General features: G+C 73.6%; 13 protein-coding genes. 11 read left to right on the top strand and 2 right to left on the bottom strand.

Annotated elements, in window-relative coordinates:
• The first annotated feature begins 88 nt into the window (after positions 1-88).
• Positions 89-271, top strand: coding sequence for a hypothetical protein (locus DRB96_RS38625; RefSeq protein ID WP_112454290.1), 183 nt, complete (start codon positions 89-91; stop codon positions 269-271).
• Positions 272-369: 98 nt separating this feature from the next.
• On the opposite strand, the gene DRB96_RS38620 is transcribed toward DRB96_RS38625, so the two are convergent.
• The gene (locus DRB96_RS38620; protein ID WP_239517822.1) at positions 370-1122 is read right to left on the bottom strand and encodes a polysaccharide deacetylase family protein; all 753 of its coding nucleotides are present in this window, start codon (positions 1120-1122) and stop codon (positions 370-372) included.
• A 44-nt stretch (positions 1123-1166) separates the two neighbouring features.
• Between DRB96_RS38620 and DRB96_RS38615 the strand changes: the two genes are divergently transcribed.
• The 6 genes from DRB96_RS38615 (at position 1167) to DRB96_RS38590 (ending at position 10086) form a co-directional block, all read left to right on the top strand.
• Positions 1167-3062 (top strand): aminotransferase class I/II-fold pyridoxal phosphate-dependent enzyme, encoded by a 1896-nt coding sequence (locus DRB96_RS38615; RefSeq protein WP_204357923.1) that lies wholly within the window; start codon positions 1167-1169, stop codon positions 3060-3062.
• Positions 3063-3071: 9 nt separating this feature from the next.
• Positions 3072-3737 (top strand): 4'-phosphopantetheinyl transferase family protein, encoded by a 666-nt coding sequence (locus DRB96_RS38610; RefSeq protein WP_112452586.1) that lies wholly within the window; start codon positions 3072-3074, stop codon positions 3735-3737.
• 146 nt (positions 3738-3883) lie between these two features.
• Positions 3884-6370 carry a SpoIIE family protein phosphatase gene (locus DRB96_RS38605; protein ID WP_112454286.1) on the top strand — a complete coding sequence of 829 codons (2487 nt, stop codon included), beginning with the start codon at positions 3884-3886 and terminating at the stop codon, positions 6368-6370.
• Positions 6371-6574: 204 nt separating this feature from the next.
• Positions 6575-7249, top strand: a complete 675-nt coding sequence (locus DRB96_RS38600) for a LysR substrate-binding domain-containing protein (RefSeq protein WP_239517821.1) — start codon at positions 6575-6577, stop codon at positions 7247-7249.
• A 134-nt stretch (positions 7250-7383) separates the two neighbouring features.
• On the top strand, positions 7384-8469 hold the full coding sequence (locus DRB96_RS38595; RefSeq protein ID WP_112452585.1) for an S-(hydroxymethyl)mycothiol dehydrogenase: 1086 nt from the start codon (positions 7384-7386) through the stop codon (positions 8467-8469).
• Between the two features lie 306 nt (positions 8470-8775).
• Positions 8776-10086, top strand: a complete 1311-nt coding sequence (locus DRB96_RS38590; RefSeq protein ID WP_239516261.1) for an alpha/beta fold hydrolase — start codon at positions 8776-8778, stop codon at positions 10084-10086.
• Here the strand turns inward: DRB96_RS38590 and DRB96_RS38585 are convergent.
• Positions 10083-10916, bottom strand: coding sequence for an MBL fold metallo-hydrolase (locus DRB96_RS38585; RefSeq protein WP_112452583.1), 834 nt, complete (start codon positions 10914-10916; stop codon positions 10083-10085). The two genes, DRB96_RS38590 and DRB96_RS38585, sit on opposite strands and share 4 nt — an antisense overlap.
• 18 nt (positions 10917-10934) lie before the next feature.
• Here DRB96_RS38585 and DRB96_RS38580 point away from each other — a divergent pair, with 18 nt between their 5' ends.
• The 4 genes from DRB96_RS38580 (at position 10935) to DRB96_RS38565 (ending at position 15837) form a co-directional block, all read left to right on the top strand.
• Positions 10935-11699 (top strand): PIG-L deacetylase family protein, encoded by a 765-nt coding sequence (locus DRB96_RS38580; RefSeq protein ID WP_112452582.1) that lies wholly within the window; start codon positions 10935-10937, stop codon positions 11697-11699.
• Between the two features lie 23 nt (positions 11700-11722).
• The gene (locus DRB96_RS38575; protein ID WP_112452581.1) at positions 11723-12556 is read left to right on the top strand and encodes an enoyl-CoA hydratase/isomerase family protein; all 834 of its coding nucleotides are present in this window, start codon (positions 11723-11725) and stop codon (positions 12554-12556) included.
• Between the two features lie 139 nt (positions 12557-12695).
• On the top strand, positions 12696-14270 hold the full coding sequence (locus tag DRB96_RS38570) for a carbohydrate kinase family protein (RefSeq protein ID WP_112452580.1): 1575 nt from the start codon (positions 12696-12698) through the stop codon (positions 14268-14270).
• Complete coding sequence (locus tag DRB96_RS38565; RefSeq protein ID WP_112452579.1) at positions 14260-15837, top strand: PfkB family carbohydrate kinase; 1578 nt, start codon at positions 14260-14262, stop codon at positions 15835-15837. The genes DRB96_RS38570 and DRB96_RS38565 overlap by 11 nt, the downstream gene beginning before the upstream one ends.
• The last annotated feature ends 9 nt before the right edge of the window (positions 15838-15846 follow it).

Below are 15846 nucleotides of genomic sequence, written 5' to 3'. Positions count from 1 at the left end.
ATTCTGCCAGCCCGCACCGACAGGGACGGCGGGGCAGGGGGCGGGCCGGTCCCGGCCGGGGCTGAGTACGCTCGTACCCGTGGACCCGATCGAGCAGGACGCCTCCTACTGCCCCGCCCCCGCGGCCCCCGCCGGGCGGGTGGCCGGGCCGCCGTACGCCGACTGCGTGCAGTGCGGCAAGCCCACCGAGTACGGGGTCGCGACCCCGGGCGTGGTGCTGTGCCCGGTGTGCGAGTGGCAGGAAGCGCAGCGCACGGCCTGCTCCGGCTGAACCCGCGGCGCGGCCGCCGCGGTTCCGTCGCTTCGCGCCGCTGCCCGCGCTACCGGGAACTTGGCCAGTGCTCTGCCCTTTAGGGAGGGGAGCGGAAGTCAATTCCCGATGAGCTCGGACACCTTGACGAACCGGTAGCCGCGCTTGCGCAGCTCCGGGACGATCTTCCGGATGGCCTCCTCGGTGACCGGGGCGGCGCTGCGCGTGCAGTGCATGACCACGACCGATCCGGGCTTCACCCCGGACAGCACCTGCTCGGCCACCGCGTCGGGATCCTTCGCGAAGGCGTCCCCGCTGACCACGTCCCACTGGACGGCCGTGACCTTGGCCGTGGAGATCGCCCGCAGCGCCTGGTCGTCGTAGCAGCCGCCGGGGAAGCGGAAGTACGGGACGGTGTTGACGGCCCCCGCCTTGCGGAAGGCCTCGAAGGCCCGGTCCACGTCGGCGCGGGCGGCGGCCTCGTCGAGGGTGGGGAGCCCGTAGCAGGGGGACTTGAAGGCGTGGTGGCTGTACGAGTGGTTCGCGATCTCGAAGTTCGGATCGGTGCCGATGGACTTCGCCTGGTCCGGGTACTGCTCGGCCCAGCGGCCCGTCATGAAGACCGTCGAGGGCACCTTGAGCGTGCGCAGCGTGGAGATCAGCTGCGGGTTGTCGAAGTGCTCCCCGTCCGCCGCGCGCGGCCCCTGGTCGGAGGTCATGTCGGCGTCGAAGGTCAGCGCCACGGTCTTGTCGGTCCGCTGCTTCGCCCGCTCGAAGACGGGGGTCAGGCCGTTCGGCCCGGGCGCCATCGTCGGCGCCTTCCCGGGGGCGCCCGCCTGCGGCGGGGCGGGCTGGGGCTGTTTCTTATACACATTTCCGAGCCCACGAGACGAGGGCACCGTCCGAGGAGACCCCGATGAACGCCCCGGCGAACAACCCGATGGACGACCTGCTCCAGCTGGTCCGGCAGCAGGTGGCCCTCATCAACCGGCTCACGGAGGCCCTCCCCGTACGGGACCCGGCCGCGCGGGCCGCCGACCCGGCGGCTGCCCCTCCCGCGCCCCTGGCCGCCGTACCGGACCTCCCCCTCGCCGCGGCCCCCACGGCCCCGCTGTCCCCCGCGCCTCCCGCCTGCGAGGAGCCGGTGCCGGCCGGGGACCTCGACGAGGTCACCGAGGCCGTGCTCGGGCACGTGGCCCGGATCAGCGCGTTCCCGGTGGACCGGCTGCGCGCCGACCAGCCGCTGATCGACGAGCTCGGCTTCGACTCGCTGATGCTGACCGATCTCTTCACCTCCCTCAAGCGGCAGTGGCCCCGGTGGAGGTTCGACGAGAGCGCCGCCGACCGGCCGACCGCCGGGAGGATCGCCGCGCTGATCGCGACCGGCTCCGCGGACGCCGCGGACGCGGCCGTCCCCGTACAACGAGACGGCCACGACGGGGCCGCGCACGCCGAGGACGCTCACGGCGACGGAGCCCCGCCCCAGGCGCCGGCCGCTCCCGCCGCCGCCCCGCTGCCCGAGGAGCACACGCGGATCGAGTGCTTCCCGGAGGTCGCCGCCCACGGCGAGCGCATCGCCACCTTCGACCGGACCGGGCTGCGCAACCCGTACTTCCTCGTCCACGAAGGCGGCATGACGGACACGACGGTGATCGACGGCCGGGAACTGCTCTCGTTCTCCGGCTACAACTACCTCGGCATGGCGACGCACCCCCAGGTGAACGAGGCCGCCAAGCGGGCCATCGACGCCTGCGGCACCTCGGCGTCCGCCAGCCGGCTGCTGTCCGGCAGCCGTCCGCTCCATCTGGAGCTCGAAGCCGAACTCGCCGACCTGCTCGGATGCGAGGCCGCGGTCACCCTGGCCAACGGCCACGCCACCAACGTCACCGTGATCGGGCACCTCGTCGGACCCGGGGACCTCGTCATCCACGACTCCCTCGCCCACGACAGCATCCTGCAGGGGTGCAAGCTCTCCGGCGCGACCCGGCGGCCGTTCCCCCACAACGACGCGGCCGCCCTCGACGCCGTCCTCGGACAGGTCCGCCACCAGTACCGGCGGGTGCTCGTCGTCATCGAGGGCGTGTACAGCATGGACGGCGACATCGCCGACCTGCCGGCCCTCATCGAGGTCAAGCACCGGCACGGCGCCCTGCTGATGATCGACGAGGCGCACAGCATCGGAACCATCGGCGCTACGGGGCGCGGCGTCGGCGAGCACTTCGGCATCGACCGCCCGGCCGTCGACCTGTGGTCGGGCACGCTCTCCAAGGCCCTGGCGAGCTGCGGCGGGTACGTCGCCGGGCGCCGCGAGGTCGTGGAGTACCTGCGCTACACCGTCCCGGGCTTCGTCTACAGCGCCGGCATGACCCCGGCCGACACCGCGGCGTCCCTGACCGCCCTGCGCCTGCTGCGTGCCGAACCGCAGCGCGTGGCACGGCTCGCGGAGAACGCCGCCCTGTTCGTCCGCCTCGCCCGCGCTGCGGGCGTCGACATCGGGGACAGCCACGACACGCCGGTCGTCCCGTGCATCGTGGGCGACTCCCTGAAGACCCTGCGGCTCGCGGAGGCCCTGTTCCAGCGGGGCATCAGCGTCAACCCGATCCTCTACCCGGCCGTACCCGAGGAGATGGCCCGGCTGCGCTTCTTCATCACCGCCGACCACACGCCCGAGCAGATCCGCGACGCCGTGGCCGCGCTGGAGCAAGAGCTCGGGCGCCTCGCTGCGGCCGACGCGGGCGACCCGGCCGACGCGGGCGAGGCCCCGGACCCGGCCGATGCCCCGGACCCGGCCGATGCCGCCCGCGCGGCCTGAGGCCCCCCGGTGGACACCGTGTTCCCGCCGATCGCCCCGGGCCGCATCCACCGGTGGGGCGGGGCCGCCCTCATCGTGGCCCGGCGCCCCGGCCTCCCGCCGGGACCGGTCCTGTCTGCGGCCGAACGGCGCGTCATCCGCGGGCTGCCCGCCTGGCGGCAGGCCGAGTGGGCGGCCGGCCGGCTGCTCGCCAAGCGCCTGGTCGCCGAGGTCCGCGCCGCCCCGGAGGACGAGGTGGAGATCCTCCCGCGCGACGACGGCAGCCCGCGCGTCCTCGTCGGCGGCAGCCCGGTGCCCGGCGCGCACCTCTCCATCAGCCACACCGCCGGCCACGTCGCCGCGGCCCTCGCGCCGGAACCGGTCGGAGTGGACCTGTGCGAGAGCGCCTCGGCGGCGGCCGTACGCCGCGCCGCCGACCACATCCTGTCCCCCGGGGAGCTCTCCCTCATCGGTACGGACCGGCCCGACGCCCTGGCCGGTGCCTGGTCGCTGAAGGAAGCCGCGGTGAAGGCCGACCGGAGCGGCGTCTTCGGCGCCGCCCCGCACCGCATCCCGATCCTCGGCCTGCGCCCGCCCCTCCTCGGCGGACGGCGCCGCGCGATGGTGTGGCGGGCGGGGGACGCGGTCCTGGCCCTCGTGCTCACGCCGCCCGGCCGCGCCGCCGGAGCCGCCTGACGCCCCTCCCCGGTCAGGCCCGCCCGGGGAGGCCCGTCACTGCGTTGGTGCTCCCTGCCCCGCCGGATCATGCTGGACAGTGGAACCCCCGGCCGCGCGGGTCCCATGGAGGCGCGCGGGGGACGAGCGAGGGCGAGATGAGCGCGATGGAGCGAATTCCCACCTCTCCTGGTGAGCGGCCGGAGGATACGGGCGCCTCCCCCGAACCGGCGTACACGGCCACGGCGACCGTCAACGAGCAGGGCATCGTCACCGAGTGGAGCGAAGGCGCCGGCCGCCTGCTCGGCTACCCGCCCGCCGAGGCCGTGGGACGGCCCGTCGCCGAGTTCCTCGCCGATGCCGATGCCGATGCCGGCGCAGCCGCCGGCGATCCGGCACGGCGGATCCCTGCCGACCGGGAGAGGTGGAGCGGCACCGTGGCACTTCGGCACCGGGACGGCCACCGACTGGAGCCGAGGCTGCTCGCGCACCGGTGGACGTCCACCAGCGGGACCACCAGGTGGTTCGTGGTGTCCGCCGTGCCGGGCGGACCCGGCACGCCCCTGGACGAACCGCTGAGGGAGTGGGCGTTCGCCCAGTCCACGAGCTTCCTGGCGATCTTCGACGAGGACCTGCGGCTGGTGCTGGCGAACGCCGGGATGAAGCGCGCACTGTCCCTCACCGAGGCCGAGATGCGCGGGCTCCGCCTGCCCGAGATCGCGCCGGACCCCGTGAGCGACGAGACCGAGCGCAAGATGCGCCTGGCCCTGGAGACGGGTGAGCCGCAGAACGTGGACGCCTTCATCCGCCCGGCGGACGCGGGCACGGGCACGGGCGCGGGCACTGAGGGCGGCTGGGTGACCTCGCTCTCCCCCTTGCGGGACCCGGACGGCAGGGTCCGCGCCGTGTGCCTGACCGCCCACGAGCGGACCGCGCCCCAGGCCGGCCGCCGCCAGGTCACGGCCCACGGCACCACCGCCACCGGCGCGGACGCCGCGCGCATCGGCACCACCCAGGACAACGCCCGTACGGCGCAGGAGCTGGCCGATGTCGCCGTCCCCCGGCTGGCCGACTTCGCGGTCGTCGACCTGCTGGAACCCCTCCCGCGCCGCGCCGACCCGGCCGCCGGCCCGGTGACGGGGCCGGTCACCGTGCGGCGTACCGCTGTGCGGTCGGTCCTCGACGCGACCCCGGAGTCCCGGGTCGCGATCGGCGGGACGACCGTCTACCCACCGCTGTCACCCGCCGTCGAATGCCTGGCCGCGGGCCGCGGCGCGGTGTACGAGACGACGGATCCGGCCATCGCCGCATGGGCCGCCCAGGACCCCGGCGCCGCCTGGATCGGCGAGTACGGGACCCGCTCGCTGATGGTGGTGCCGCTGTGCGCGGGCGGCATGACCCTCGGGCTGGCCGTCTTCAGCCGTCATCAGCGCCGGGAGCCCTTCCAGCCGAAGGACCTGTGGCTGGCCGAGGAGCTCGTGGCCAAGGCAGCCGTCAGCATCCGCAACGCACCCCGGCACGTACGGGAGCACACCAGCACGATGACGCTGCAGCGCAGCCTGCTCCCACACACGATGCCCGTGCAGACGGCCCTCGAGATCGCCACCCGCTACCTGCCCGCCGGGGGCGATGCCGGTGTGGGCGGGGACTGGTTCGACGTGATCCCGCTGTCCGGCGCGCGGGTGGCCCTGGTCGTGGGCGATGTGGTCGGCCACGGCATGCGCGCCACCGCGACCATGGGCCGGCTGCGCACCGCGGTGCGCACCCTGGCCGATGTCGACCTGCCGCCCGACGAGCTGCTCACCCACCTCGACGACCTCGTCATCCACCTGTCCGCCGACGAGACCGACCCCGGAGGAGCGGGGGACGCCGCCGGGGGCATCGGCACCACGTGCCTGTACGTGGTCTACGACCCGGTCACCCGGCACTGCACCGTGGCCCGGGCGGGCCACCCGCCGCCCGTGGTCGTCTCTCCGGAGGGCTCCGTGTACCTCCTCGACGTCCCGGCGGGGCCGCCGCTGGGCCTGGGGGGGCTGCCCTTCGAGACCATCGAGGTCGAGCTTCCCGAGTGGAGCATCCTGGCCCTGTACACCGACGGCCTGCTGCAGGCCCGCGACCACGACATCGACGAGGCCCTGGACAACATGTTCACGGCGCTCGCCCGCCCCGCCTCCACCCTGGACGCGGTCTGCGACCGCGTGCTGACGGCTCTGCTGACGCATCCACCCGATGACGACGTCGCCCTGCTCGTCGCCCGTACCCGGGCCCTGCACGCGGACAAGGTCGTCGTCTGGGACGTGCCGTCCGACCCCTCCGTGGTCGGGCAGGCCCGTCGGGACGCCACCGAGCAGCTGGCGGCCTGGGGGCTCGACGACGCCGCTTTCGTCACCGAGCTCGTGGTCAGCGAGCTGGTCACCAACGCCATCCGGTACGGCGAGCCGCCGATCCAGCTGCGGCTGATCCACGAGAACAGCACGCTGATCTGCGAGGTCTCGGACTCGAGCAACACCGCCCCGCACATGCGGCGCGCGCGGATCTTCGACGAGGGAGGGCGCGGCCTGCTGCTGGTCGCGCAGCTCTCGCAGCGCTGGGGCACCCGGCACACCCCCGTGGGCAAGACGATCTGGGCCGAGCAGTCCCTCGTCGGGTTCTGAGGAAGAGCACGGATCCGGCGCGATGGTTCCCGCGGCGCGCGGGCGGACGTCGCCTGTGACACGCCTGTGACAGTCGACGGACACCCCGATGAAGTCCCACCGACAGGCTCTTTAACACGGACATACATCCACATTCCTGGATTTGTCCCCTGCTTCCGAGGGCGTGAGCAGCGACGACCGAGCCGATGTGTCGGAGGAAACCCCATGAGCCTCACACTCGCCACGCCGCACGCCGAAGCCCCCGCCGCCGCCGTACTCGCCCCCCGCGAGCAGGAGGCACTGGGATACATCGCCGCAGGGTGCACCTACGTGCAGACGGCCCGCTCCATGGGACTCTCCAGGCACACGGTCGACGCCTACCTCCGCCGCATCCGGGCCAAGCTGGGCATCAACACCTCGGCGGAACTGGTCCGCATGGCCGTCACCCTGGGGCTGGCCTCTTATACCCATCTGCCCCGTCCGCCGGCCGCCCCGTGGGCCACGTCCAGGTCCCCGGCGCGCAGCGCGTGCGCGACCGCCGCCGCAGACCAGGGCGCGACGCTCCGTACCCACGCCGACGCGCCCTGGATCACCGCCACGCCCGGCACGCTCTGCCACGCCATGACCCTGCGGGCCTGCCAGGCCGCCGGGTTCACACCGAGGATCCGGCACCAGGTGGACGAGTTCGCGACCGTCCTCGCCCTGGTCGCGGCCGGCCAGGGGGTGGCCGTGGTGCCGCAGCTCGGGATCACCGGACACGCGGACCGGGCCGTCGTGCTCACCCGGCTCCTCATGGAGCGCCGCACCAAGGTGGCCTTCCGCAGCGGAGCCGGCGCCCACCCCGCCGTGGCCGCCTTCGCCGCGGCCCTGCGCGCGGCCGTACCACCGGAACTGGCCTAGTTCTGCGACCGGCACGCCGGGGCGTGGGGCAACTCCCGCACGCGGGAAAGCGCGTGTACGTTGGCCGGACCGGCGGATCCTGCGCGGGATCGGCCGAGCAGTCGACGAGACCGTGATCGAGATCGGGGTAGCAAGTGACGCATCGCGTACGAGGGGTCATCGCACGGAGCAAGGGCGCGCCGGTGGAGACCACGACGATCCTCGTGCCCGACCCGGGGCCCGGCGAGGTGCTCGTACGGGTCCAGGCCTGCGGGGTCTGCCACACCGACCTGCACTACCGCGAGGGCGGGATCAACGACGAGTTCCCCTTCCTGCTCGGCCACGAGGCGGCCGGGGTCGTCGAATCGGTCGGACCGGACGTCGCCTCCGTGGCCCCCGGTGACTTCGTCGTCCTCAACTGGCGTGCGGTGTGCGGCAATTGTCGGGCCTGCAAGCGCGGCCGCCCCTGGTACTGCTTCGCCACGCACAACGCCACCCAGTCCATGACCCTGGAGGACGGCACCCCGCTCTCCCCGGCGCTGGGCATCGGTGCCTTCGCCGAGAAGACCCTGGTCGCCGCCGGCCAGTGCACCAAGGTGGACCCGGCCGCCTCGCCGGCCGCCGCGGGACTGCTCGGCTGCGGGGTGATGGCCGGTCTCGGCGCGGCCCTGAACACCGGCAACGTCGGGCGCGGCGACTCCGTCGCCGTCATCGGCTGCGGGGGAGTGGGCAACGCCGCCGTGGCCGGGGCCCGGCTGGCCGGAGCCTCGCGGATCATCGCCGTGGACCTCGACGACCGGAAGCTCGAATGGGCGCGGGGCCTCGGCGCCACGCACACCGTCAACGGCGCGGCCGTGGACGTGGTCAAGGCCATCCAGGAGCTCACCGGCGGGAACGGCGCCGACGTGGTCATCGATGCCGTCGGCCGCCCCGAGACGTACCGCCAGGCGTTCTACGCGCGCGACCTGGCCGGCACGGTGGTCCTGGTCGGCGTCCCGACGCCGGAGATGCGCCTCGAACTCCCTCTGCTCGACGTCTTCGGGCGCGGCGGCGCCCTGAAGTCCTCCTGGTACGGGGACTGCCTGCCCGAGCGGGACTTCCCGCTGCTCGTCGACCTCTACCTCCAGGGGCGCCTCGACCTCGACGCGTTCGTCTCCGAACGGATCGCGCTCGACGGGGTCGAGGAGGCCTTCGCGCGGATGGAGCGGGGCGAGGTGCTCCGCTCGGTGGTCGAGTTCTGACCGAGCCCGGCGCCGGGACCCGGACCCGGCGCCAGGCGGCGGGGAGAGCCGAAGCAAGGGCCAGGATTCCCTGACGGTCCGTACTAGTGCTGTGACCGGAAAGGTTCACCGGACCACGGCGGTACGTCCAGTACGAGCCGCGGCCCTCCGCCCGGGGGCCCCTCCCAGCGGTAGCTGGGGGAGATGCACCGCACCGGACACCGCGACCCGGCAAACCTTTCCGGCCACAGCACTAGACTCGGCGGCACCGCCAATCCGCACCCCGGCCGCGACCCGGCCCGGGCAGAGGTACCCGAGGGGCCGTCCGTGACCGCCAGTGCCAGCTACCGCCAGCCCGGTGTCGTCCTCACCGACCACCGCTTCACCGTCCCGCTCGACCACGCCCGCCCCGACGGCGAGCGGATCGAGCTGTACGCGCGCGAGCTGGTCGCCGCCGGCAAGGACCCGGAATCCCTGCCCTGGCTGCTCTACCTGGAGGGCGGTCCCGGCTTCGGCGCGCGCCGGTTCATCGGCCGGCAGGCCTGGCTGGAGCGGGCCCTGTCCGAGTACCGGGTGCTGCTCCTGGACCAGCGCGGGACCGGCCGCTCCACCCCGGTCAACCGGCAGACCCTGCCGCTGCGCGGAACCCCGGAGCAGCAGGCCGAGTACCTCGTCCACTTCCGGGCCGACTCCATCGTGCGCGACGCCGAGACCATCCGGCCCCTCCTCACCGGCGGCAAGCCCTGGACGGTCCTCGGGCAGAGCTTCGGCGGGTTCTGCGTCACCCACTACCTCTGCGCCGCCCCCGAGGGGCTGACCGCGGCCCTCATCACCGGCGGGCTGCCGTCCCTCGACGCGACGGCGGCCGAGGTCTACGAAGCCGCGTACCCCCGCATGGAGCGCAAGAACCGCGCGCACTACGCCCGTTACCCCATGGACGTGGAGCGCGCCCGGCGGATCGCCGCCCACCTGAGCGAGCAGCCCGCGCGGCTCCCCGGCGGCTACCGGCTGACGGTCGAGGCCTTCCAGTCCCTCGGGATCCTCCTCGGCGGCTCGGACGGCAGCCACCAGCTGCACTACCTGCTGGAGGACGCCTTCGTCCCCACGCAGGCCGGGCCCGCTCTCTCCGACGCCTTCCTCGAGGCCGTCCACGCGCAGCTCTCCTTCGCCGGGCACCCGCTCTACGCCCTGGTCCACGAGGCGATCTACGCCCAGGACCCGGGCGCGCCCCTCGGCTGGGCCGCCGAGCGGGTGCGCGCGGACCACCCGCGCTTCGACGCCGCGAAGACCCTCGCGGGCGACGAGGCGATGTACTTCACCGGCGAGACCGTCCACCCCTGGCACTTCACCTGCGATCCGGCGCTCGCCCCGCTGCGCGAGACCGCCGAGCTGCTGGCCGCCCGTACCGGCTGGACGCCGCTGTACGACCGGGCGCGGCTCGCCGCGAACGAGGTGCCGGTGGCCGCCGCCGTCTACCACGACGACATGTACGTGGACACCGCCCACTCCCTGGCCACGGCCCGGGCGGTCCGGGGGCTGAAGACCTGGGTGACGGACGAGTTCGAACACGACGGCGTCCGGGCCGGCGGCCCCCGCGTCCTGGACCGGCTGCTGGCACTCGTGCGCGACGAGGTCTAGACGATCCCCTGACAGGCCGGATCCCGCGGTACGGCCGGCTCCACGAAGGCCCGGGTCAGGTGCGCGGTGGCCAGGAGGGCGCCGCGGCGCGCCGCCAGGGCCAGCAGCTCCTCCCGGGAGGCGCGGGCGGCGGCCCGGTCGCGCTCGTGGGAGTACGGGACGGCCGTATCGGCCAGCTGTACGGCGTGGACGAGCACGTCACCGGTGACCAGCACGTCCCGGACCCCGCCGCCCGCGCCGGACCCCTCCACCAGCACCGACTGGTGGCCCGGGGTGTGCCCGGGCGTCGGGAGCAGGGTCAGGCCGGGGGCGAGCCGGTGGACCCCGGACACCTCGTGCAGCTGCCCCGTGGCCCGCAGCGGTGCGACGACCCAGTCCCACACGGGATCCGCCCGGTCCAGGGCCGCGACCTCCGCGCCCTGTACGAGGTACCGCGCGGCCGGGAAGAACGGCAGGCCTGCCCGGTCCAGGGTCCAGCCCGTGTGGTCCTCGTGCAGATGCGTCAGGACCACCGCCTCCACGTCGCCCGGCGCGATCCCGGCCTCCTCGAGCGCGGCGGGCAGCCGGCCCGGGACCGGGGCCCAGCCGGCCGCGGGCCCGTGCGCCGGGCCGACCCCGGCGTCGACGAGCACCCAGCGGCCGTGCGGCCGGGCCACGGCGAAGCACCGGAAGTCCAGCAGCCAGGAGCCGTCGGGACCGGCGGCGCCGGGGTCCACGAGCGCGGCCGCCGCCCAGGCGGCGGCGCCCGCTCCGGGGAACGCCGTGCGGGCGGGCTCGAAGAACGCCCCGGAGGCGTCGAGCAGGGCCACTACCGGCCCTTGTCTGTCCATGCGCCTATTGTGCGAGACATGACTGAACAACTGGACGGGCCCGCGCCCTTGGAGCCCATGCCCACCGACTGGACGCGCGCGCTCGCCGTGGTGGCCCACCCCGACGACCTCGAGTACGGCTGCGCGGCGGCCATCGCGGACTGGACGGACGGCGGCCGGGAGGTCGTCTACCTGCTCGCCACGCGCGGCGAGGCGGGGATCGACGGAATCGCCCCCGCCGAGTGCGCCCCGCTGCGCGAAGCCGAACAGCGCGCGAGCGCGGCCGTCGTCGGAGTGTCCGCCGTGGAGTTCCTCGACCACCGCGACGGGGTGCTCGAGTACGGCCTCGACCTGCGCCGGGACATCGCGGCCGCCATCCGCCGGCACCGCCCCGAGCTGGTCGTCACCATGAACCACCGCGACACGTGGGGCGGGGCCGAGGGCGGCGGCTGGTGGAACACCCCGGACCACAAGGCGGTCGGCCGGGCCACCCTGGACGCTGCGGGGGACGCCGGCAACCGCTGGATCTTCCCCGAACTCCTCACGGAGCAGGGCCTGGAGCCGTGGAACGGGGTCCGCTGGGTCGCGGTGTCCGGAACCACGACGCCGACGCACGCGGCGGACGCCGGTCCGGGCATGGAGCGCTCGGTGAAGTCCCTGATGGAGCACAAGGCGTACATCGACGCGCTGACGGACGAGGACCCCGAGACGTACGTGCGCGGCTTCCTGACGGGCAACGCCCGGATGGCGGCGGCCCGGTTCGGCGGCCGCCCGGCGGTGGCGTTCGAGGTCTTCCCGCGTTGACGGGTGCGCCCTAGGGTGTCCGCGTGATCGACACCATCAGCACGGAGATCGCGGAGGGTGAGGAACGGATCCGGCTGCACGTGGCGGACGGGATCGCGGAACTCACCCTTTGCCGGCCGGACAAGCTCAACGGCTGGAGCTGGGAGTCCACGCGTCAGCTGGGCCTGCTGGCGGACCGGATCCGCTTCGACCCGGACGTGCGCGCGGTGCTGCTGCGGGCCGAGGGCCGGGCCTTCTGCGCGGGCATCGACGTGACCGCCCCCGGCGGGGCGATCACGGGGGAGTCGGCGGCGGGGCGCAACCGCAACTACTACGAGGGCATCCGCTGGGTCCACGAGCGCTTCGCGGTCCTGGCCCGCCTGCCGCAGCCGGTGGTGGCGGCGGTGCAGGGCTACTGCCTGGGATTCGGCTTCGAGCTGGCGCTGATGGCCGACATCCGGGTGGCGGCGCGGGACGCCGTCTTCGCGCTGCCCGAGGCCCAGTTGGGCGTCGCGGTGGACGCGGGCGGAGACCTGCGCATCGCCCGCGAGACGGGCGCGGGCTGGGCGAAGTACCTCGCCCTGACGGGCCGTCGCATCGACGCGGAGACGGCGCACCGGCTGAACCTGGTCCAAGAGGTCGTCCCGCCCGGGGAGCTGGAGGGCACCGCACGGGCCCTCGCTGCGGAGATCGCCGCGAACGCCCCGCTGGCCGTCCAGGGCATCAAACGCGCGATCGACTCCTACGCGGACGCCGCCCTCCCAGCGGCCCTGGACCGCGTCGCGATGACGGCGGCGCTCACCCTCACCTCGGAGGACGCGCGCGAGGGCTACAGCGCCAAGGCGGCGCGCCGGCCCCCGCGTTTCACGGGGGGCTGAAGGGGGCTGGAGGCGCTTGAGGCCCCCAGACGTCGCCGCACCCTCCCCCGGACGTCGCCGCCCCGCGCGGGTGAGAGACGCACGCCGACGGGGTATGTCTCCGCCACGGATTCGGTGGGCCGGTCGGCATGGGGGTGCCATGGACGCTGCGAGTCGCTCCGACGCAAGGCGGCACGGTCCGGAGATCGTCGGGGTGGGGGCGCTCAACGTCGACTACATCGCGAGCGTTTCGCGGCTGTCGGCGCACATGGCCGACCGGGTCTCCGAGTCCACCGCGCGCTTCGAGTGGAACACCGAGGGCCCCATCGACGAGATCGCGATCTCCAAGGCGATCGGCAGGCTCGGCGCCGCGTCGCTGGACGCCTCCCTGGGCGGCTCGGCGTGGCTGACCACCTTCACCCTCGCCCAGATGCGGCTGGGCCTGACCCTGGGCTACGTGGGAGTCGCCGGGCGGATCGAGACGCCCGGGCTGTCCTTCGTACGGCAGATGGACCTCTTCGGCATCGACCGGCGCTGGGTCGCCCGCAGGCCGCAACGGCTCGCCGGCGTCTGCCTGTCGTACCTGGAGGACGTCGAGAGGGTGATGCTCACCCATCCCGGTGCGAACTACCTCATGGCCGAGCACCTGACGCGCAACGGCGAGCAGATCGCCCACTACCTGGCGCAGGCCCGGATCGTCCACGTCACGTCGTTCCTGGACGAGCTGACCCCGCCGGTGCTGCTCGAAGTGCTCTGCCGGGCACGCCGGATCAATCCGGCCCTGCTGCTGAGCTTCGACCCGGGCTTCGCGTGGGCGGAGAACCGGAGCGGGGCGGTGGACGGCATCCTGGCCCTCAGCGACCTGCTGTTCGTCAACCACAGGGAGTTCAAGGCCTTGGGCGAGTACGCACTGGGGGAGTCGGACGAGGTCCTCTCCCAGCGGGTGCTGGCCAGGTGCGGCCCGAGCTGCACCGTGTTCGTCACCAAGCGGTACGACAGCGTGGAGGTCTTCCGGACCGCGCCGACGGGGGTGCTCGCCCAGCGGTTCCAACTGCGCCGACCGGTCCGGGAGGGCGCCATCGAGGACGCGACCGGGGCCGGCGACGTGTTCTCGGCGTCGGTCATCGCCGCGCTCGCCTCCACCCGGCTCCAAGCCGAGCTCGGATCCTTCCTCGGCCTGAGCCTCTCGCGCCTGCGGGCCGTCCAGGCGCACACCGGCACGTCCGCGCTGCCGGTGCTCGGCCGGGAGGGCTTCCTCCAGTCGACCGAAGCGCTCACGGCGCCCGGCACCCGCCCCGGGGCCGTCCTCGTGGCCCACGACGAGGACGCCCAGTGGGACGCCCTGCGGACGTTCCTGGAAGACGACTGCCGGCTGACGGTCCACACCCTCAACCACCCGCGCGGCCAGGACGCCCGCCACCCGCAGGTGATGCGCGAACAACTGGGCCGCTGCGCGTTCGCGATCTGCGTCCTGTCGGCCTCCCGGGTGATGGCCGCCGGTCAACGGCGCGCCAGCGAGAGCGCCGTTCACCAGGTGGGCGTCTTCCAGGGCTACTACGGTTTCGGCAAGGTCGCCATCCTGGCGGAGGAAGGATGCGAGGAGTTCTCCAACAACGCCGGCCTGATCCGCCTGGACTTCGCTCCCGGCCGCATCGGCGCAACCTTCGTGGAACTGGAACGCATGCTGGTCAGGGAACGGATCCTGGCCCGGGGAGGACATCCGCATGACCGCTGATCCGACGAACCGACCGCGGTCCGGCTTCGCCCTGGACGTCGTCGGGATCGGGGCGCTCAACCTCGACTACATCACCCATGTCGACAGGAACGCGAGCCCGGACCGCCGGCCGCTCACCACGCGGATCGCCGAACTGCTCGACGGCGAGGCACCCGTCCCCGAATGGGGTACGGAGACCGCGGTGGACGAGGCCACGGTCTTCGCGGCGCTCGAAGCGATCAACACGTCCACGCTGCAGACGTCCCTGGGCGGCTCCGCCTACAACGCGGTCAACGTGCTCGCCCAGCTCCAACTGGGCCTGAACCTGGGCTACGTCGGGGTCGCCGGCCGGGTACCCGGCCCCGGGCTGTCGGCGATCGACCAACTGCGCGGCCTCGGTGTGGACCACCCGTTCGTCTTCAGGGACGACGACCACCTCTGCGGCATCTGCTTCTCCCTGACGGAGGACGGCGACCGGACGCTCCTCACCCACGCCGGCGCCAACAGCGCCATGGCCGACCACCTGGCGCGCTCCTTCGACGAGGTCGTCGCGTACCTCGCCACCGCCCGGGTCGTCCACGTCACCTCGTTCCTCGACGACCGCACGCCCGCCGCCCTCCTCGCCACCCTGCGCGCGGTCAAGGAAGCCAGCCCCGCCACACTGATCAGCTTCGATCCCGGGCACGTCTGGTGCACCCTGCCGACCGAGGAGGTCCTCGGGATCTGCGGGCTGACCGCGTACCTCATGCTCAACCACCGCGAGTTCCACGAGCTCGGCAGGAGGAACGGCGGCGACACGGACGAGGACATCGCCGGGCACCTCCTCCAGGGCCTCGCGAACGACAGGAGCGTCATCGTCGTCAAGCGGCGCACCGGGATCCACGTCTGGCGCAGCGAGAACGGCAAGGCGGTGGAGGACTTCCACCCGCAGATCGTCCTGGCCGACGACCAGATCGAGGACGCCACCGGGGCGGGCGACGTGTTCGCCGCCGGCCTGCTCGCGGTCCTGACGAGCGACCGGCTGCAAGTGGAGCTCGGCTCCCTGCTCGGCATGACCCTGGCCCGGCACAAGCTGCGCTACGTCGGCAGTCACGGCCACGGCGGACTGGCCGCCGTCACCAAGGACTTCATCCGCTCCCACGACGCGGCCCGGCGCGCGGCGGCCCTTCCCGCGGGAGTCTTCATCGCCCACGGCCGCAGCCCCGAGTGGCTCGCCGTGAAGTCCTTCGTGGAGCGCCGGTTCGGCCTGCCGGTGTACTCGTTCGAGTCGGACTCCTGGGGGAGCAGGCCGGTCACCGAGGCGCTCACCGACTACCTGCAGCGCTGCAGTTTCGCGATCTGCGTGCTGACCGCGGAGGACGCGACGGGCGACGGCCAGCTCGTCGCGCGCCAGAACGTGATCCACGAGATCGGCCTGTTCCAGGGCCACTACGGGTTCGACCGGGTGATCGTCCTGGCCGAGGACGGATGCGAATCGGTCCCGCTCCCCGCCGAGCCGTACACGAGCACCTTCCCCAGGCACGCCATCGACCGCACGTTCTGGTACTTGGACCGGGCGCTTCAGAACCAGGGATTCTCCCACATCTGACCGGGGGCC

Source organism: Streptomyces sp. ICC1, from assembly GCF_003287935.1.
Lineage (GTDB): Bacteria > Actinomycetota > Actinomycetes > Streptomycetales > Streptomycetaceae > Streptomyces > Streptomyces tritrimontium.
The sequence above is the reverse complement of the archived record's forward strand: the minus strand, read 5'-3'. Positions and strand labels throughout refer to the sequence as shown.